19 protein-coding genes are annotated in these 17,643 nt (G+C 41.1%); 7 read left to right on the top strand and 12 right to left on the bottom strand.

Annotated features, from left to right (window positions below; translation table 11 throughout):
* Positions 1 to 55 precede the first annotated feature (55 nt).
* From E0E36_RS25345 to E0E36_RS25315, 6 genes are all read left to right on the top strand, one after another.
* Positions 56 to 256, top strand: a complete 201-nt coding sequence (locus E0E36_RS25345; RefSeq protein WP_130858287.1) for a hypothetical protein — start codon at positions 56 to 58, stop codon at positions 254 to 256.
* A complete protein-coding gene (locus tag E0E36_RS25340) occupies positions 238 to 633 on the top strand; it encodes a type II toxin-antitoxin system VapC family toxin (protein WP_130858286.1) in 396 nt (131 codons plus the stop codon). Before E0E36_RS25345 ends, E0E36_RS25340 begins: the two co-directional genes overlap by 19 nt.
* Before the next feature lie 219 nt (positions 634 to 852).
* The gene (locus tag E0E36_RS25330) at positions 853 to 1,173 is read left to right on the top strand and encodes a DUF6660 family protein (RefSeq protein ID WP_130858285.1); all 321 of its coding nucleotides are present in this window, start codon (positions 853 to 855) and stop codon (positions 1,171 to 1,173) included.
* Positions 1,174 to 1,238: 65 nt separating this feature from the next.
* Positions 1,239 to 3,419 (top strand): TonB-dependent receptor, encoded by a 2,181-nt coding sequence (locus E0E36_RS25325; protein WP_130858284.1) that lies wholly within the window; start codon positions 1,239 to 1,241, stop codon positions 3,417 to 3,419.
* Between the two features lie 112 nt (positions 3,420 to 3,531).
* Positions 3,532 to 3,810 carry a hypothetical protein gene (locus E0E36_RS25320; RefSeq protein WP_130858283.1) on the top strand — a complete coding sequence of 93 codons (279 nt, stop codon included), beginning with the start codon at positions 3,532 to 3,534 and terminating at the stop codon, positions 3,808 to 3,810.
* Between the two features lie 66 nt (positions 3,811 to 3,876).
* Entirely contained in the window at positions 3,877 to 4,269 is a 393-nt protein-coding gene (locus E0E36_RS25315) for a biotin/lipoyl-binding protein (protein WP_130858282.1), read from the top strand.
* Between the two features lie 149 nt (positions 4,270 to 4,418).
* Here E0E36_RS25315 and E0E36_RS25310 read toward each other — a convergent pair whose 3' ends face one another.
* The 8 genes from E0E36_RS25310 to E0E36_RS25275 form a co-directional block, all read right to left on the bottom strand.
* Positions 4,419 to 5,222, bottom strand: a complete 804-nt coding sequence (locus tag E0E36_RS25310) for a hypothetical protein (RefSeq protein WP_207303812.1) — start codon at positions 5,220 to 5,222, stop codon at positions 4,419 to 4,421.
* A 213-nt stretch (positions 5,223 to 5,435) separates the two neighbouring features.
* Entirely contained in the window at positions 5,436 to 5,669 is a 234-nt protein-coding gene (locus E0E36_RS25305) for a heavy-metal-associated domain-containing protein (protein ID WP_130858281.1), read from the bottom strand.
* 142 nt (positions 5,670 to 5,811) lie between these two features.
* The gene (locus E0E36_RS25300) at positions 5,812 to 7,239 is read right to left on the bottom strand and encodes an MFS transporter (RefSeq protein WP_130858280.1); all 1,428 of its coding nucleotides are present in this window, start codon (positions 7,237 to 7,239) and stop codon (positions 5,812 to 5,814) included.
* A gap of 44 nt (positions 7,240 to 7,283) precedes the next feature.
* Positions 7,284 to 8,633, bottom strand: coding sequence for a TolC family protein (locus E0E36_RS25295; RefSeq protein WP_130858279.1), 1,350 nt, complete (start codon positions 8,631 to 8,633; stop codon positions 7,284 to 7,286).
* 23 nt (positions 8,634 to 8,656) lie between these two features.
* Positions 8,657 to 11,758 carry an efflux RND transporter permease subunit gene (locus E0E36_RS25290; RefSeq protein ID WP_130858278.1) on the bottom strand — a complete coding sequence of 1,034 codons (3,102 nt, stop codon included), beginning with the start codon at positions 11,756 to 11,758 and terminating at the stop codon, positions 8,657 to 8,659.
* Positions 11,755 to 12,837 carry an efflux RND transporter periplasmic adaptor subunit gene (locus E0E36_RS25285; protein ID WP_130858277.1) on the bottom strand — a complete coding sequence of 361 codons (1,083 nt, stop codon included), beginning with the start codon at positions 12,835 to 12,837 and terminating at the stop codon, positions 11,755 to 11,757. Before E0E36_RS25285 ends, E0E36_RS25290 begins: the two co-directional genes overlap by 4 nt.
* 176 nt (positions 12,838 to 13,013) lie before the next feature.
* Positions 13,014 to 13,580 carry a DUF2652 domain-containing protein gene (locus tag E0E36_RS25280; protein WP_130858276.1) on the bottom strand — a complete coding sequence of 189 codons (567 nt, stop codon included), beginning with the start codon at positions 13,578 to 13,580 and terminating at the stop codon, positions 13,014 to 13,016.
* A gap of 374 nt (positions 13,581 to 13,954) precedes the next feature.
* On the bottom strand, positions 13,955 to 14,560 hold the full coding sequence (locus E0E36_RS25275; protein ID WP_130858275.1) for a helix-turn-helix domain-containing protein: 606 nt from the start codon (positions 14,558 to 14,560) through the stop codon (positions 13,955 to 13,957).
* A gap of 206 nt (positions 14,561 to 14,766) precedes the next feature.
* Between E0E36_RS25275 and E0E36_RS25270 the strand changes: the two genes are divergently transcribed.
* Positions 14,767 to 15,033, top strand: a complete 267-nt coding sequence (locus tag E0E36_RS25270) for a hypothetical protein (protein ID WP_130858274.1) — start codon at positions 14,767 to 14,769, stop codon at positions 15,031 to 15,033.
* 10 nt (positions 15,034 to 15,043) lie between these two features.
* On the opposite strand, the gene E0E36_RS25265 is transcribed toward E0E36_RS25270, so the two are convergent.
* The 4 genes from E0E36_RS25265 to E0E36_RS25250 all read right to left on the bottom strand — a co-directional run bounded on the left by E0E36_RS25265 (position 15,044) and on the right by E0E36_RS25250 (position 17,593).
* The gene (locus tag E0E36_RS25265; RefSeq protein WP_130858273.1) at positions 15,044 to 16,114 is read right to left on the bottom strand and encodes an iron-sulfur cluster-binding domain-containing protein; all 1,071 of its coding nucleotides are present in this window, start codon (positions 16,112 to 16,114) and stop codon (positions 15,044 to 15,046) included.
* 100 nt (positions 16,115 to 16,214) lie between these two features.
* On the bottom strand, positions 16,215 to 16,631 hold the full coding sequence (locus E0E36_RS25260; RefSeq protein ID WP_130858272.1) for a helix-turn-helix domain-containing protein: 417 nt from the start codon (positions 16,629 to 16,631) through the stop codon (positions 16,215 to 16,217).
* A gap of 106 nt (positions 16,632 to 16,737) precedes the next feature.
* Positions 16,738 to 16,983 carry a heavy-metal-associated domain-containing protein gene (locus E0E36_RS25255; RefSeq protein ID WP_130858271.1) on the bottom strand — a complete coding sequence of 82 codons (246 nt, stop codon included), beginning with the start codon at positions 16,981 to 16,983 and terminating at the stop codon, positions 16,738 to 16,740.
* Positions 16,984 to 17,086: 103 nt separating this feature from the next.
* Positions 17,087 to 17,593, bottom strand: coding sequence for a plastocyanin/azurin family copper-binding protein (locus E0E36_RS25250; RefSeq protein WP_130858270.1), 507 nt, complete (start codon positions 17,591 to 17,593; stop codon positions 17,087 to 17,089).
* Between the last annotated feature and the right edge of the window lie 50 nt (positions 17,594 to 17,643).

Genomic DNA, 17,643 nt, shown 5'->3' with positions numbered 1-17,643 from the left:
GTTAAAGCATCGCGTTAATCTTTCTTTTTCCACCACTTATGCGTAAATTTGTTATATGGAACGAATAGTAATAGAGTTGACGAATCAAAAAGCTTATCGCTTATTGAAAGAGCTTGAAGAGTTAAATCTGATAAAGATGATGAAAAGCCCCGTCAAGTTATCTTCGTTAAGGAAGAAAATTCAAACTCCTATGAGCGAAAATAAAATAGATACACAATTGGAGAAATTGCGTAACGAATGGCGAAGAGATACCTAATTGATACATCAGCCGTAATTAAGTACCTCAACGGTACATTTCCAGATGCTTCATTGGAAATGATCGATGAGATAATAGATGGAGAATGTGTAATATCCTTTATTACAGAAATTGAATTGTTAGTATGGTCTCCTGAAAATCCCTCAGACATTGAAACGTTCCACCAATTTGTTAACAGCTCTACAATATTGGGAGTTGATGAGCGTATTGTTGCAGAAACGATAAGAATTAGGAAGGCTTATAAGTTGAAGTTGCCTGATGCCCTTATTGCCGCTACAGCTATTGTTAACGGGCTCACCTTAATTGCTGACAATGACAAAGATTTTCTTAAAGTCCCTTTGCTGGAATATATCAATCCAAAGAAAATAGATTATTAAGTGTTAAAATCAATCAAGTATGGTTGTTTTTGACCTGTTTAAGCAGAATACATAGGTCTGTCACAATATTTTCGTGAACTAATTGTCGGATCAGCAATACGACAATTGAGTTGGACGCACTTTATTGCTTTGATATCATTGAAAAGCGGGCTTCAACGGGAATTCTATTTGAAATCAAATTCATTTAAGATTTAAATCTTAAATGAATATTTTTACGGCGTGAAGTTCGTATCCTTATTTCTGGCCATTATTGTAGTCGTGCTTTCCGTCGCACCTTGCTGTGCTTTGGAAGGGGCTGATTCATGTGCACATGAAACAACGCAAAAGGAAAAACACGTATGCGACGGGCAATCAGATGATTCCTGCAAAGATTGCTCTCCGTTCTACTTATGCGGAACTTGCATCGGATTCACATTTACCACACAGCAGGCAGTTACCTTCGCCATACCGATCAAACCTGTAAAGCATAATACGGCTTACATTACGGCCGGACTGCCTCTTATTGCCCTTTCCATCTGGCAGCCGCCTAAGCTTTATTAAGTCCACATTTTACACACTGTCCGAGATGGACTTATTTATCGAAATCAGTATTACAAAATCAAATCATGAAAAGAACAATTGTGCTTCTGGCCATGCTGTTTTTTACAGCCATGGTCTATGCCCAAAACACATACAAAGCGATCATCAAAGACGCAAAAACAAATCAACCCCTGCCGGGAGCAACCGTAAAAGTTCTGGGGACAACACTTGGATCAACATCTGACAATACCGGTTCGGTAACGCTTACCGGAATAACTTCTGGCCGGCAGGTGATACAATATAACTATGTAGGTTTTCGGACTAAAACCGATACCTTAACCTTTCCGCTTGCCGAAACTGCAGCAGCTACCGTTTTACTAGAAGCAACCGAAGAGGATGAAGAGCTGGAAGAAGTGGTGGTTTCCGCTACGCGGAGCAGCCGTACCATCGACAATATACCTACTCGTGTGGAGGTCATCTCTGGCGAAGAACTGGACGAAAAGGGCAATATGAAACCGGGCGACATTCGTATGCTGCTGGCCGAAAGCACCGGCATACAAACGCAGCAAACATCCGCTACGAGTGGTAACTCGGCCATACGTATTCAGGGACTTGACGGAAAATATACCCAGATTATCCGTGATGGTTTTCCGCTGTACTCCGGCTTCTCAGGCGGCTTGGGCCTGTTACAGATCGCTCCGCTGGACTTACAACAGGTTGAGGTGATCAAAGGATCGTCTTCAACCCTTTATGGTGGTGGAGCTATTGCCGGGCTTGTGAACCTGGTTTCCAAAAAGCCTACCGAAGAACGTCAGCTCAATTTTCTGCTGAACGGAACTTCGGCACTGGGCTTAGATGCCAGCGGTTTTTACGCGCAAAAATTTGATAAAATTGGTATTACCGTTTACGGTGCCTATAATAAAGGAACGGCCTACGATCCTTCCGATATTGGCTTAACGGCTATTCCTAAGTTTGATCGCTTTACTTTAAACCCTAAACTATACTTTTATTTCAATGCAGCGACCACCCTGTCTGCCGGGATTAACGCCACCGCTGAAAAACGGATCGGGGGTGACCTGGAATACGTTAAAGGAAATGGCAGCGCAAACCACGCTTATTTTGAAGAAAACAAAACCGGGCGTTATAGTACGCAGATCGAAATGAATCACAAAATAGATGAAAACCAGAAGCTGACATTGCGCAATTCAGTAAGCTATTATGACCGTAGTATCGGTCTGCCAAACTATCTTTTTTCCGGTGTACAGGCGTCTACTTATAGTGAAGCTAATTATAGCCGGAATGGAGAAAAAGCGGACTGGGTATTGGGTATCAATTTCCTGACGGACAACTTCAAGGAAGACCGGAAGAGCGCCACAGTCTTAAGAAACTATAATTACAATACCATTGGTGCCTTTGCCCAGAACACCTGGAATCTGTCTGAAAAATTGAGTATTGAATCGGGCATTCGCGGGGATTATCACAATGCGTATGGCTTCTTTCTTTTACCGAAGATTTCCGGTTTGTGGAAGATCAGCGAACATTTTTCAACCCGCTTGGGCGGTGGACTGGGTTATAAAGCACCTACTGTATTCACAGAAGATGCCGAGCGTATTCAGTTCAGGAATGTATTGCCTATTGATGTAGCTAACACAAAAGCGGAGCGTTCTTACGGAGCTAATTATGATGTTAATTACCGTACCTCACTTTTTGATGGTAACGTAGGGTTCAGTATCAACCACATGTTTTTTTATACCCGCATCAACGATCCGATCCTGTTAGCTGCTGCAACCGGCGGTAACCTGGCCTATGTGCAAGCCAAGGGCAGCCTGGATACCAAAGGAATGGAGACGAACGCCAAGATTACCTATGCTGACTTTAAGCTGTTCATCGGCTATACCATGGCCGATGTGAATCAGCACACCCAAAGTACCAGCAACCCCTATCCGCTTGTTTCGAGGCACCGTTTGAACAATGTGCTGATGTACGAAATAGAAGATCAGTGGAAGATTGGCCTGGAAGCCTATTACTTCAGCAAACAAAAGCTCAATGATGGCGCTACGGGCAAAGGCTACTGGACCACCGGGTTCATGGCAGAAAAACTATGGGAACGCTTTTCAATCTTCATAAACTTGGAGAATTTCAGCGATACCCGACAGACCAAATTTGACACCATTTATACGGGAAGTATCACCAATCCTGTATTCAGGGATATTTATGCTCCTGTTGATGGCTTTGTTATAAACGGAGGCGTGAAACTCAGGCTCTAGTTCAATTTTAGAAACCCTGTATCTGTTTCAGATATACTTTGCCATTTTTTATTGAAGCAGATGTAAGTGTGAACATGAAAGGACGTGTAAGGCCCGAGCTTGAAGGTGAGCAATGGCTGCTTTCGCAAAAGTAAGGGCATTGGATTATCAGAAACAGGCAGCCACAGCCAGTGCACAACAGCAGGAAAGGCTACTGTTTAGCAACTTTCAAAATGCGATAAACCAGTACAAGCAAGAGCTGCAAGAGTTTAACTATTACCCGCAGAAAGCCGTGCCCAATGCAAGGGATATTGCTTCTGCGGCCCAATTGGGTTATCGCACCGGCGACTTAGTTACGTCGAATATCTTTACGCTATGGAAACGGCTACAGACATACAATTCGACTATTTAAGAAGCATTCAGCAGGTCAATCAGTCTATTATTACTATCTATTCGCTCATTAACCAATAAGATAAAAATGAAATTCCATATAAATCAAATAATAACGGTAGCGATAATTGCTTCGGTACTTCTTATTTCAGCCTGTGGCAATAATAAACAGGAAAGCGACAAGAACCCAAAACAAGAAGCTAAAGCAGCGGAAGCCCACGAAGAAGGAACAGCAACCATTGCATCGCTTACCGAAGAGCAAATAAAAACGGTAGGTATAGAATTGGGTTCAATCCAAAAAAAGGGACTTACCGCTACCATAAAAGCCAACGGTTTGCTCAGGGTGCCCAATAACAACAAGGCCAACGTAACTTCTATATATGGCGGTGTGGTAAAGGCACTTACTGTACAAATAGGCGATCATGTAAAAAAGGGACAGGTAATTGCTACAATTGCCGACTACTGCCGCTGTACCCAATGATGCTATTGTAGAAGCAGATGGCAGGTATTTTATTTTGCAGTAACGGATAGAGAACCAGAAGGATATGCTGAAGAAGAGGAAACACAACTCATCGGTTTTCTTTTTTTACGCTAATAAAATAGGGCCGTGCGCATTATGTACCATTTTTCTTATCTTAATTTAGGCCTGCTATCAGGATTTTTCCTAATGTTTGTGATGATCGCTCTGTCATCTTTCGCAGTTTTTTCGCCTTCGGTAATATTTATCGTAAAATCAACAGTATGTACCACCCCATCTATCCGAAACTGCACCCACAATCTGTAAATGCCAGCTTTTTCGACATGGGTTTCAGCATAAATTGGAAAACCTTCCTTTGATACAGGGTGGATGTGTAAGAAGTTTTTATCGACTTGGCCTATCATCACAATGTGCGCGGGTGCTCCGAGATAGTTTTCCATATCTTTTTCCTCTAATTTGCGACCATCTTTCTCCACAGTGAATTGCAAGCGTTGGTTTCCATTTGTCTTAAAATCATTTCCGTTTAACAAAGTTACAGTAAACCCGTCCGTGGCGGAGACAAAATTAACCGCAGTTTCTGCTAATTGTAAAGTCTTTTCACCCGTTAAATTGATTTCCTGCTTATTGATATCTGCCCCGGCGCCGATTGGTTTGTAATCAACAAACAACAAGTATTTTCCTGCTGATGGAAATGTTTCTAAAACGCTGTATGTTCCGTCTGCCTGTTCTTCAGGGTGGGTATGATTAAACCAGCTTAGGTCTTCATCCACTACCAGAAAATGCATTTTCCTTTCATGCACAACGTCCAATGGTACATTTTTGCCATGTTTGGTAATGGCAATGGATAGTTTTGTCGGTTTACCCACTTCGATCGCTTGTGGCTCAGAAGCAATTTTTACTTCAAATTTTCCTTTGCTATCGGAATGTTTGTGCTGTGCGTGCTGGTGTGTGTTCATATTTGATGATTTATTTTTATTGCATTCTGCATTGTAACGGCTTAACATTTCCAAGAAACCGCTGATTGTAGCAATATTGTTTTAGATTATGTGTTTAACCCTATCAATACCGTTTTAATATTAATCTAATTGTCTAAATGCGACTTTGAATTGGGTAATGCCGAAACTCCGTACAACAATACAGCCACGGCTAATACCATTTTTATACAAATTTTAGAATTGCGATGAAGCGCTTATTGGTTCAGCCTTAAAGCCTTTACTTTTGATAATCGCTACGATTTCATCTTCTGTAATACCTTCCGATTTTACGGTAAGGATTTTATCATTATTGGCGACGTCCACATTCCATTCGCAAACTCCATTTGCATTATCCAAATCTGATTGTACTTTTGATACACAACCTCCACAATTAAGGTTTGTCTTGAACTGAAGATTTTTATTTTTCATTTTCTTTTAATTTTTATTATTGTCTATGATACAAAGTTGAGCAAACAAAGGCTACTCCTACTTACGTTATTCTTGCTTTAATTTGTAAAATTTACTGATTAATATTTTATTCGTTATCCATGTCTTTCATACCCTTCTCGCCTTATTGTTTAAGGGTTTTGATAGAAATCGTCGCAATTAATGCCGTCACCACACATACGATGCCCGCCGAGAAAAACGCGGTCTGAAAACCGGCGTTTAATGCTTCAATGTCGGCTTCACCCTTTATTTTTACGGCCTTGGTTTCCATAGCAGAAATAGCTACGATGATGGCCAATCCGAAAGCAGAACCGACCTGATAACTTGTGTTTACCAGCCCGGAAGCGAGCCCGGTTTCTTCAGGTTTAGCGCCCGACATGGACGCAATTGTCCCCGGTATATAGGTTAAGGACATACCCACTGCACCTAATAAAGAGGCTGGCAGGACATTGATTACGAAAGACCCGTCTGCAGGAATATTGCTAAACAGCAACAGCGAGCTTGCAAGTACCATAAGCCCGGCTATTATATTTGATTTAAAACCAAACCGTGCTACGAGTTTTCCAGTAAAGCCTACCATCAGTACCATAATGGCGATGGTCATGGGTAGCAGGGCGAGTCCGCTGTGAAAGGCGGAATAGTGCAGGATCTGCTGTAAGTAAAGATTGAGGAAAAACCATAGCGGTATCCATGCTCCTGCCAATAACGCCATTACGAGGTTACCAGCTAAAAGATTGGGGACTTTAAAGATTCCTATGGGGACCAGAGGTTCGCTTTTTTGCTTCTGCACTATGAAGAAAACAATGAACAAGACCAATGATAAACCAAATAGGAAGGTGGTTCGTGCTGACTGCCAACCTGCATGTTCTGTTGATACAATGGTATACACCGTTAAAACAAGTGCAGCTGTAGTCAGTACTGCACCGGCAACATCCACTTTCCCTTTTCTAGTGGCGCCCCTCAGCAATAAGCGTTGACTGAAAAGCATTACAAGAAGTCCAACAGGAATATTAATCAGAAACACCCAATGCCAGGAAAGCCATTCGGTAATCACCCCACCAAGGAAAACCCCTGCCGAACCTCCAGCAGCGGCTGATGCCCCCCAGAAACCGAAAGCTTTGTTCAGCTCTTTAGGGTCGGTAAACTTGGATATGACCAGCGTAAGGGCTGCTGGGGCAATCAATGCCGACCCTAAGCCCTGTAAACCCCTGCCCATATTAAGTGCCGTTTCCGACCAGGCTATACCTGCTAACAACGATGCGGCAGTAAGGATAGCAAATCCCCACATAAAAATCTTGCGTGCCCCGAAAAGATCAGACAAACGTCCGCCAAGTAGTAAAACCCCACCAAACACAATCACGTACGCGTTAAAAATCCATTGCAGGCCGGATTGTGAATAGCCCAAATCTTCTTTTATTGCAGGTAGTGCCACCCCAATGATTGACGTGTCCATGATAACCACAAACTGTGCAGTACATAGCAAGAAAAGTGCTGCCCAACGTTTGGGGTATGGAGCAGCTTGGTCTGTCGCTTGTATTGTTTCCCTATTCATCTTATGAATTGTCTTTAAATTGTTCTTCTAAAATTTATCTTTTATCAAAGGCTCAAAAGCCCCAACGTATGTTGCAGTTCTGTATGGAGTACCCGCAGATTATAGGTTGCCCGCAGGTGGTTTATCCTTGCCTGTGTCAATGCCAGTTCTGCATCTGTCAGTTCAAGTCTTGAACTCAAGCCATTTTCAAAGCGATTTTCGTTCATTTGGTAGTTCAGCTCTGCCGAGTTTACCGTTGTTTTCTGTATCTCCAATTGCGATTTTGCTTCTTTCCATTTGCTGATGATAGTGGCCAATTGCGTTTTGATTTCGTCCTTGAAATCGTTCAGACGTATCTGTTCCTGTTGTAATCTGATATTTGCCTGACTGATCTGAGACCTAGTTCGGTTACCATTAAAAATGGGGACAGAAAGCTGCACACCTAAAAACGACGTTCTCGGCCAGGCATAATCTCCAAATCGCATGTCATCGGATTGCGCCTGCACTTGATATTGCCCTATCAACGATAGTGTAGGCATTAGTTCTGCCTGTGCCACTTTCATTTTTTTTTGTTGAAAATCAATAGCCAATTTTTGGACGCCCAAATCCTTGCGGTTTGCTTCTGCGGTTTTCAATGCTTCATCTACTGTGTAAAACTCGTACTGACTTCTCTGTAGATCAACATCGAGTTTATCGCTCAATTGTATATCGTTTGTTTCCTCCAAACCAATAAGCCTTTTTAGCTCAATGGTAGACACGTTAATACTGTTTTTTAGATACGAAACCGAAGATTTTAAATTTTCAACAGCGATAAAACTCCGTAAGGTATCAGATTTTAATGCGCGCCCCTGTAAAAACAGTGACTGGGCATCCTTCAGTGCTTTGATATTTCGTTGCAGGCTTTGCTCCAGCAAATCTAACTGTCCCATCATCATCAATATACCGAGATAGTTAGTAGATACCCGAAGCGCAATCCTGCTGTTGAAGTCTGCTGTTTTTCCGTGCTGCATCTTTTCGTTGATCAAAGCTGCTTTTGTTTGTCGCTTTATGCTGGGGGCAAAAATGGGTTGGTAAAGGGATATAAATCCATTGTAGGCATTTCTGCCACCTACAGCTATCTCTTGTACCGGCTTGCTCGTGCCAGCAAACGAGCCGGGCAGGAATATTGTCTGTCTGTCAAAGAAATGGGAGTAGGCTACGTTTGCCGATATACTTGGCAGCAAGGTGCCTCTCTTCTCCCGTGTCAGTGCCGCAGCGTGAATTTCCTCCAAGACCTGCACCTGCAGCGCCTTATTTCCCTCACTTGCCATTCCCAAAGCATCTGCAAGGGATAACAGTTTTTTCTGTGCCTGTAAGGGGCTGTGACCACCTAATAACAGAAAAGTTGTAATAATTATATATGCTGTTTTTTTCATTGTGACTTAATCGAAATTTATAACTAGGACACTGCCGATTCGCTTATTTCCTCTATGTTTTCTTCCACAACAGCCTTTCTGCGCTTACTGCTGGATAAATAGGAGTAAACTGCAGGAATAATAAATAGTGTGAGGATGCCCGAAAAGACCAAACCTCCCGCTATCACAATTCCTAAAGACTGGCGACTGTTGACAGTAAGGGCGATCGGCAATGCCCCAAATATCATCGCAAGCGATGTCATCAAGATGGGACGGAAACGTTGTTCGGCAGCTGTTATAGCCGCATCAAGCTTAGATAATCCGGTATCTTTTAGATGATTAGCGAATTCTACAATCAAAATTCCATTCTTTGTGATCAGGCCTACCAAGGTAATAATTCCGATCTGGCTGAATACGTTTAGGCTCTGGCCAAACCAGTGCAAACTGAGGACTGCGCCTGTTACTGCCATTGGCACGGTAAGCATAATGGTAAGCGGGTCGCGCAGGCTTTCAAATTGTGCCGCAAGTATCATATAAATAAGCACCAGCGCCAATATAAGGGTAAAAGTGATATTGCCTTGGCTTTCGGTGTAGTCGCGTGATTGTCCAGCCAATGAAGTCTTAAAGTTTTCTCCCAGCACATCGGCTTTTATTTCTTCAATTTCCTGTATGGCTTCGGCAAGGCTAACGCCGGGTGCGGGTGCAGCTGATATGGTGGCAGATGTGTATTGATCGTACCGGTAAATGGCTGCAGGACTTACCGCTTCCTCTGTTGTGATGAGGTTGCTTAAGGGGATGATCTGGCCTGTTGTGGAATGGACATAGACAGCATTAAGGTCTTTGATGTTATTCCTATGCGAACGAGACAATTGTCCGATCACTTCATATTGACGATCGTTACGGAGGAAATATCCATATCGCTGCCCGGAGAGAGAAAGCTGTAGCGTACGGGCTACCTCCTCTATGGAAACACCCATTAGGGCGGCCTTTTCACGGTCTATGCTGATTTTCACCTCGGGCTTATTGATCTTTAGGTCAGCATCTGCAAACATAAGTTTTTTACTCTGACGTACCGCTCCCAAAAATTTTGGAAGTACGGAAGTCAGACTGTCCAGATTTTGTGCCTGTAATACAAACTGTACGGGCATACCACCACCATATCGTGTACCGATTGTAGGCGGCAAGTAAGGAAATAAAAGAAATCCCCTGAAATTGCCCGATGCTGCTCCATATTGATTATACAGGTCCTGTATGGAAGCTTTTCTTTCTTTAGGATCTTTCAGGTAGATACTTTGTACGGCAATATTGACAGGTGCTGGGGCCGGAATGAACGAAATGGCCACCATCGAGTAGGTCTGGTACAATCCATCAGTAGAATCGTTTACGTATTTACCTACCTCCATCATGTTTCTTTTCATGTAATCGAAGGAAACGCCTTCGGGAGCAATGGCAATTAAGTTCATATTCGAACGGTCTTCTACAGGAGCCAGTTCTGATGGTAATTGCTTCCCTACGAAATAGATGAGCCCCGTAGTGGCTATCAGAAAGACCCAGGCCAACCATCTGACCCGCATAAAATTCTTAAGTAGATGGGCATATCCGTTATTCAATCGAACAAAGAATGGCTCTGTGACCCGGTAGAACCATCCCGGTCCCTCTTTCTTTTTTAGGAAATAAGCACTCAGCATAGGTGTAAGCGTTAGCGCTACAAAGGCTGAAACCAATACAGAACCAGACACAACGATAGCAAATTCCAGGAAAAGCTGACCGCTGATACCGCCCATGAATACGATAGGCAAGAATACGGCAGCTAAGGTAATAGTCGTAGAAATAACCGCAAAGTAAATTTCCTTAGACCCTTTAAATGCTGCCTGAATAGGTGTCATGCCTTCTTCTATTTTTTTATAGATATTCTCCAGCACTACAATAGCATCATCCACCACCAGCCCAATTGCCAGCACTAATCCTAAAAGAGTGAGGACGTTGATGGAGAATCCAGCTATATACATAATAAAAAATGCAGACAAGATCGAAACAGGAATCGCCAGCACAGGAATAATAGTGGAACGCCAGTCACGGAGGAAAAGGAAGATAATCAGCACGACTAATCCGAATGCAATAAATAATGTTTCTTCTACTTCCTTAATGGATTCGCGAACGGAGCGTGTAAAGTCAAAACCGACGATCAGACGATAGTCCGTTGGGATATCCTTTCGCAGTTGTTCTAGGCGTCTGTAAAACTCATCCACTACCTCAATGGCATTGGCATCCCGTTGAATCTGGATGGCCACCCCTACGCCGATACGGTTCAAGTTTCCGGTTTCATTGATGATGGCTGTACGCTCATTCATTTCACCAAGCTCCGCAGTTCCAACATCTTTCAATTTAATTACCGTATTGCCGGTTTGCTTTATCAGCATTTCATTAAACTCTTCTGCGGTTGTAAGCCGACCAAGTGTCCGTATGCTTAGCTCACTATTCTCGCCGTCTATCCGGCCGGCCGGAAGGTCAATATTTTCCCTGAGTAGAGCTTGTCTGATATCTTCAGGCGTAAGTTTATAAGTCGCTAGTTTTACGGGGTCAAATCGGAGCCGCATGGCATATTTATGCTCGCCTACGATAGCTACGTTGTTAATGCCAGGAATAGACTGCATTCTGTCTTTGATGACGGTTGATGCAATATGACTTACTTCTTTGATGTCCTTGGTATCACTTTCAACTTCAAGAAAGGCAACCAGATTATCCGCCGAAGATGCCTTCTGAACAATCGGTGGGTCCACATCAGCTGGAAGTTGCTTACGGGATTTGGCCACCTTATCTCTAACGTCATTCAAGGCGTCTTCAATATCGGTGTCGCGATTAAATTCTATTGAAATAACGCTTACCTGTTCCCGTGATTCGGAAGAAATTGTACGGATACCGCTTGCTTCAGCAATGGATTCTTCCATTGGTCTTGTAAGTTTGGAGGCAATTACATCAGGGCTTGCTCCGGGGTAAAACGTGATAACAGAAATAACCGGCGGTTCTGTCAATGGAAATTCTCGCACTCCCAATTGTTTCCATCCTATGATACCCAATATAACCAGCAAAAGAGAGAATACTCCTGCCAATACTGGTTTTTTTATACTTAGTGACGATATACTCATAACGTATTATTTTTTGATATAATGGCTTTTACTGGCATACCCTCGCTAATGCGTAGCATATTGGAGATAATGATACTGTCGCCAGTGCTTAAACCAGATGTGATAACAGCTTCTGATTCGGTTCGGTTACCTATGGTAACTGCCACAGGTTTCGCTTTTCCATTGGCTAGAATAAAAGCATTGTACCCACCCTCACCGGGCATGAGGGCTTCGGTTGGTACGCTTACGCCTTTAGCACCTTGGCCACTGATACCAAAATATATCTTTGCAGACAGACCCGCTCGGAATTTTCCATCGGAATTATTAGCCATGGCTTGAACCTGTAGGCTTCTGCCAGAAGCATCAAGTCCGGGTTCGGTCGCCACTACGGTAGCCTCAAGTTGTTGCTCAGAAAGCTCAGTAGTAAACCGTACTTTCGTTCCAGTACTTATTAATGGCAAGTATCTTTCGGGAATGGAAAAATTGATTTTGACACTGTTTTGGTCTTGCAAGGTAACCAAATCTGTACCAGGCCTTACATATGCTCCGGTATGCACTTTTGAAATACCAATTTTTCCTGAAAAAGGGGCTTTGATCACCGTCTTGTCAAGTTCTACGCGAAGCAATTCCTGTCGTGCCTCTAAGGAGCGGAAGTGCATAAGTGCCTCGTCGTACTCCTGCTGTTTTACGGTTTCGGTTTTCAGAAGATTGTACAACCGCTGTTTATTCAGTTGTGCCAGTTCCAGTGCAGCCTCGATTTCCTTTAAACGGGATCTGATATCGGCATCATTCAATGTGTAAAGTATAGTTCCCTGTTTCACGTAGCCACCATCTTTAAAAGCCACTTGGGTGATTTTTAAGGGTAATTCGCTGACAATGGATACTTCGCGATAGGGCATCATTGTTCCTACCACGATTTCATCGTGATTAAGCTCTTTTTCTTTTGCGATCATAATATCTACGGGTAATTTGGCTGCATCGTCATGAGCAGTCGCCGTTTCTTCTAATGCGTTTTCAGGCTTGCTCTCACAGGCAATCAATATATTACCCAACAGGAGAATCAAAACCCCAAACCTGAGTTTCGTATATTTGTATAACATGGTCTTATTATTTAATTGTGCAACAAATGATTAAACTTTATTATTTTATAGCGTGATAATTGAAATTTTTACAGTATTCATATGCTGAATTAACACTACAAAGTTGATCATTCACTAAGGGGTATGAATACGCAACTCCTTGTTTGATTTGTAATATTTACTGGTTTTTTTGCGTTCTAAAGATAATGTATGTAGCCAATGTCTGGCAGATACTTGCAGCTATCACAGGCATGGTATTTATTTATTGAATGGAAAGGTATTTCGAAATTTATTTTTAAAAAAGCTTCAGAAAAAAGAGCATAAGGAGGAAATCCTGCAACACTATTTTTGAGCATGTTATGTGCTTCAATGACTGGGACTCCATAGAGCTTTTCAAATTTGCCAATACTGTATTTTGAAAAAGAACCGTAGTGTAGGATAATCTTTAATGATAGCGGAATTTTTATTGCAAACTGCAGGGCTAAACGAGCTACTTCCTTTTTAAAGTTATTGTACATTATTTCAACCTGGGTAATGGCATCATCAAATGTGGGGATGTTATTGTATTTGTAAAACAGTATAGCATCACCCTCGATTTCAGAAACCTTTAGTGCTAGACGATTGCTATCCAAAATCGATTTCAGAAGTTTTTCAGTTATATATCTACCGACGAACATATTGGTATTAATGACAAAATCAGTAAACCCTGATATGTCCGGTATCATCACCATTCCTGTTTTATATTGGGTAATCTGTTCTTCCATGACTTAGGATTTTAGTATGATGAAAAGTTAGAATAGTATTTAAGGGTCTCCATATTGGGTTCAATCTTAACATGCTTTAACCTAGCGCATCACCCTACGAATTTTGCGAATTTATATTTAATTCATTTTGTATCAGACATATCCGGCCCGTTGATTTTTCATTTGCTGCTCAAGACGCTGTATTATTCCTGCTCCAATTAGGAAGCGGGATACCAAACCTATTTTACTTGTTCTCATCTTATGTTTATTTTATGACACTTCTTTATTCCCTCAAACTGACTATTCAAATAGCAAAGGCAAAGGTCGGATTGTAACGTAGGAGCAGCTATACGAAATGACGGTTAAATGTTATGAAATTTACTTTTTTGAATGACTTATATGGGCCGCGAACCATCAGAGCTAAGTGCTTCATCCCTCCGCATGTTGATGATATCCTTTTTTTCCTGCTTCATCGGTTTAAAATAGCGCGATGTAAAGCCCGTGTATCTTTTCAACTGGTTGGATAGATATGCCTGACTGCTATAACCCAACCGATGAGCAATTTCGGTCAAAGACATTTCGGTATAAACCAATAACTCTTTTACCATTTCAATTTTTCTGTGAATGATATATTTTTCAAGCGTCACTCCCTCAGCCGAAGAAAATAAGGCACTTAATGTATTGTAGTTCTTGTGCAGCTTATTACTAATTAAGGTTGTGAACTTAGTAGGCGTTCCGCTATCCAGTTGCATCCTGATACCTTTTTCCACTAATTCCTTTATCATATTTATCGTCTTTTGGTTCTTGTTGTATATCAGTTCAAAACCATTACTTTTCAACATCGTTTTGATGGCTTCCAACTTCTGTAAAACCACTTCTGTATCTTTTAAAACCATCTCTCCCAGTTTTATATTTAAAACCTCAAAACCCAAAGCTGTCATTTCCTGTTCAAGAACATATATACATCTATCGCACACCATTCCTTTTATCAATAGTGTCATAACATCTAGACCGTTTTAATCTCTTTATTCATAGATCAAAATTCAGCATTCGAACCCAGTAAATTATTATGATATTCCAGCTTTGATTTGTGAAATTTTATGAAAAGCAATATTTCAACATTAAATATTATAAAATAAAGGGGAAAAAGTATATAGCTACTCCTGCTGTTCTTATAGAATTTTGTAGCAGGTAACATCCTAAAAAAATGAAGAACAAAAAAAGTAATGAACATCAGGTTATAAAAGTGCTGAAAGACTACAACGCTGGGAAAAGCGGTCTGGAGCTTTACGAGAAATACGGCGTTTACGGCACAAATATTTTTGAACTGAGACAAAAATACAAGGATTTAGGAATGGATATTCTCGTAGAATTAGTAAATTTAAACGAAGAAAACGGCAAGTTAAAAACAATGTATACCGATCTGTACGTGCAATATCGAAAACTCAAAGATTTGCTGAAAGAGGATTTTTGAATGGATATGTTTACTGTACGGTAATGCATACATCCGCATTCAGTGGATAGCTTTGGCATAGTAAAATTATTCCCTCCGCAATATCTTGCTCGGTCAATGCACCACTATGAAGCATCCGAATTTCACCGCCTGTTTTTACCGCCCAGCAAGCCCCACAGGTTCCCTTCCTACAGGAGCTAGGAACTTTGATATGGTGTGCTTTCATCGCCCCTAATAAAGACTGCCTTGGCTGAACTTCAATGAGTGATGTACATTCAAAAGTCTGCATTTCATCGTTCACATAGTTGTCCTCATAATAGTTTACAATAACATCTTTGGTAGTACAGTCCGTTTCCATATCGTTTGCATCTATCTGTATTGGATCAAAATATTCCATATGGATATTTTCCTCGGGGATTTTCAAGCCAGTGAGTGCATCCTTATATAAATCCATTAGCCCAGTAGGTCCGCAGATGTAATAATGGGCATCATTAACTGCCGAAACTAGCCTTTTGATGACTGACCTGAGAACAAGCAAGGAAAACCTGCCTGCAATGTGGTTGATTTTTGTTGAGATAAATTCAGGGTCGGTGAAGGAATAGCAAATGTTCAGTTTCTCGTTTGTATGCATTGTCTCCAATTCATTCCAAAAAATGGTTTCTTGTGGCAATTTGTTACTATAGACTAACAGAGGAATTTGGTTTGTATTTTCAATGCTTTTTAACATGGAGAACAAAGGAGAAATACCACTTCCACCTGCCAACAGAACAATTTCGGATTGTTCTACAATTGACTTATCCAATACAAAATTTCCAAAGGGAGCCTCTATTTCCCAGGTTTCGATATCTGCTGCATTGTCTAAAATAAAATTGCTCATCTTTCCGCCAATAACCCTTTTAATGGTAATAGCAGGAAATTCATCAGATGGCTTAGAGCAAAACGAATACGAGCGTATCAACAGTTCTCCGTTTAAGCTAATTCTGATGTTAAGATATTGACCAGGCAAATAGGCAAATTTCTGATGCCCTGGATCAAAGCATATAGTAATCGCGTCTTTAGTTTCCTTTATAATTTTATGTGTTCGCCAGGTGTATTTCTTCATTCCCAAGTTGTTCTTACGCTACCTATAAAAAGAAAACCTCCGCTTTTACGCAAAGAGAGGTTAATAGAGCCCTTTATATAGAAGGTTGCTGGTCTGATAATTATAATTCGTTTTGGCTTTCCTGCCGTTTTCTGATGATTTCCAGCTTGTTTCTTCTTATCTGTTTGAAATGGGCAGATGTTAATCCTGTATAGGTCATCAATTGCTCAGATAGTTTTGTTGGTTTTCTATAGCTTAATGCTTTTGCAATTTGCGATATAGACTGCTCGGTGTATACAAGCATTTCTTTTACCTTTTCAACGATCCGCATTACGAAAATAATTTCGAGGCTCATATTGCAGTTGATGAGGAACATCTTGTTCAATTGTTTATAATCCGTTTTTAGTTCCTTTGTAAGCTGTACGTTGAATGGTGCAGATGTTCCTGTATACAATAGGTTCTGAATATGCTGGTCTGCTATATTGCAAACCTTTGTCATGATATCCGAACAATCGCCTGAATTTTGATTAAATAACATACCTTTTTACTTATAGACCAAGATTTTTACAGTTTTATACTTTAGAGGCGGTTTGGTAAAATCCCGGAGATGTACTAAAATATCTCCCCGAGATTTGCCAAAAAAACTAGTCACAGCATCCCGTTGAACAAGTCGAAGTTTTTCCGTTGTCGTTACCCTCTACTTTGTAACCTGCTTTTTCAATAACCGCTACCATCTCTTCTTTTATTTCGTCACTTTCAACTGAAACTGCAAGTTTTCCTGCTTCCAATCTTTCGATTTTGACACCAGCAATAGCATTGATAGCATTGTTTACTCTTGATTGGCAATGTGCACTTTGCATATCTGGTATGCTTAATTCTACATTTTTCATTTTGAACTTGTTTTTTATGTTACAAATTTCCGTATCAAACGGTGGCTATTATTATGTTATTCCATGTAAGATTTATGATTTTTACTGATTTCGAGATGCTGAGTTACGCTACAATGAACTTCCCTTTCATATAGATACAGTGACCTGGAAATGAACACAGGAAATCATATGAGCCTTTTGCTGGAGCGATAAAGGTAATTTCAGTAATTTGCCCGCCGCCAATTATATTGGTTTTAGCGATTACTGCATTTTCCATTCTCTTTGGAATATAGTCATTGTCCTTGGCATCTATCGCTGCATTGGCAAAAGCATTGAAGTCTGTGCCTTGTGCAAGTATGACAACATTATGCCCCATGGCTCCAACAGGTGCTTTACCAACATGTTTCAGCATAAGCTTTACGGTTTGACCCTCTTTGGCCTTGAGTTCGGTTTTGTCGAATTTCATATCATCGTCACCATTAATGGTAATGACTTCTTCATTTCTGTTTTCAGCCCGAATAGTTGCTCTCTCCGTTTCGGGATAATGATTTTCTATTGCTTTTTCGTTTTTAGCCGTATTGTTACAGGCATTTAAAGTGATTACGGACAATACTAACATGAACTTTTTCATTTTTACTTAAGATTTATCTGTTATCTGATACCACAATTTAGGGAGTTTTG

The sequence above is a fragment of the Olivibacter jilunii genome (assembly GCF_900607235.1).
Classification (GTDB): Bacteria; Bacteroidota; Bacteroidia; order Sphingobacteriales; family Sphingobacteriaceae; genus Olivibacter; species Olivibacter oleidegradans.
This window is presented reverse-complemented; position numbering and strand designations above follow the sequence as displayed.

What these genes read in the sequence shown, in the direction of transcription:
- E0E36_RS25345 (WP_130858287.1), top strand. Translation starts at nt 56, where the DNA reads ATGGAACGAATAGTAATAGAGTTGACGAATCAAAAAGCTTATCGCTTA.
- E0E36_RS25340 (WP_130858286.1), top strand. Translation starts at nt 238, where the DNA reads ATGGCGAAGAGATACCTAATTGATACATCAGCCGTAATTAAGTACCTC.
- E0E36_RS25325 (WP_130858284.1), top strand. Translation starts at nt 1,239, where the DNA reads ATGAAAAGAACAATTGTGCTTCTGGCCATGCTGTTTTTTACAGCCATG.
- E0E36_RS25320 (WP_130858283.1), top strand. Translation starts at nt 3,532, where the DNA reads ATGGCTGCTTTCGCAAAAGTAAGGGCATTGGATTATCAGAAACAGGCA.
- E0E36_RS25315 (WP_130858282.1), top strand. Translation starts at nt 3,877, where the DNA reads ATGAAATTCCATATAAATCAAATAATAACGGTAGCGATAATTGCTTCG.
- E0E36_RS25310 (WP_207303812.1), bottom strand. Translation starts at nt 5,222, where the DNA reads ATGAACACACACCAGCACGCACAGCACAAACATTCCGATAGCAAAGGA.
- E0E36_RS25305 (WP_130858281.1), bottom strand. Translation starts at nt 5,669, where the DNA reads ATGAAAAATAAAAATCTTCAGTTCAAGACAAACCTTAATTGTGGAGGT.
- E0E36_RS25300 (WP_130858280.1), bottom strand. Translation starts at nt 7,239, where the DNA reads ATGAATAGGGAAACAATACAAGCGACAGACCAAGCTGCTCCATACCCC.
- E0E36_RS25295 (WP_130858279.1), bottom strand. Translation starts at nt 8,633, where the DNA reads ATGAAAAAAACAGCATATATAATTATTACAACTTTTCTGTTATTAGGT.
- E0E36_RS25290 (WP_130858278.1), bottom strand. Translation starts at nt 11,758, where the DNA reads ATGAGTATATCGTCACTAAGTATAAAAAAACCAGTATTGGCAGGAGTA.
- E0E36_RS25285 (WP_130858277.1), bottom strand. Translation starts at nt 12,837, where the DNA reads ATGTTATACAAATATACGAAACTCAGGTTTGGGGTTTTGATTCTCCTG.
- E0E36_RS25280 (WP_130858276.1), bottom strand. Translation starts at nt 13,580, where the DNA reads ATGGAAGAACAGATTACCCAATATAAAACAGGAATGGTGATGATACCG.
- E0E36_RS25275 (WP_130858275.1), bottom strand. Translation starts at nt 14,560, where the DNA reads ATGACACTATTGATAAAAGGAATGGTGTGCGATAGATGTATATATGTT.
- E0E36_RS25270 (WP_130858274.1), top strand. Translation starts at nt 14,767, where the DNA reads ATGAAGAACAAAAAAAGTAATGAACATCAGGTTATAAAAGTGCTGAAA.
- E0E36_RS25265 (WP_130858273.1), bottom strand. Translation starts at nt 16,114, where the DNA reads ATGAAGAAATACACCTGGCGAACACATAAAATTATAAAGGAAACTAAA.
- E0E36_RS25260 (WP_130858272.1), bottom strand. Translation starts at nt 16,631, where the DNA reads ATGTTATTTAATCAAAATTCAGGCGATTGTTCGGATATCATGACAAAG.
- E0E36_RS25255 (WP_130858271.1), bottom strand. Translation starts at nt 16,983, where the DNA reads ATGAAAAATGTAGAATTAAGCATACCAGATATGCAAAGTGCACATTGC.
- E0E36_RS25250 (WP_130858270.1), bottom strand. Translation starts at nt 17,593, where the DNA reads ATGAAAAAGTTCATGTTAGTATTGTCCGTAATCACTTTAAATGCCTGT.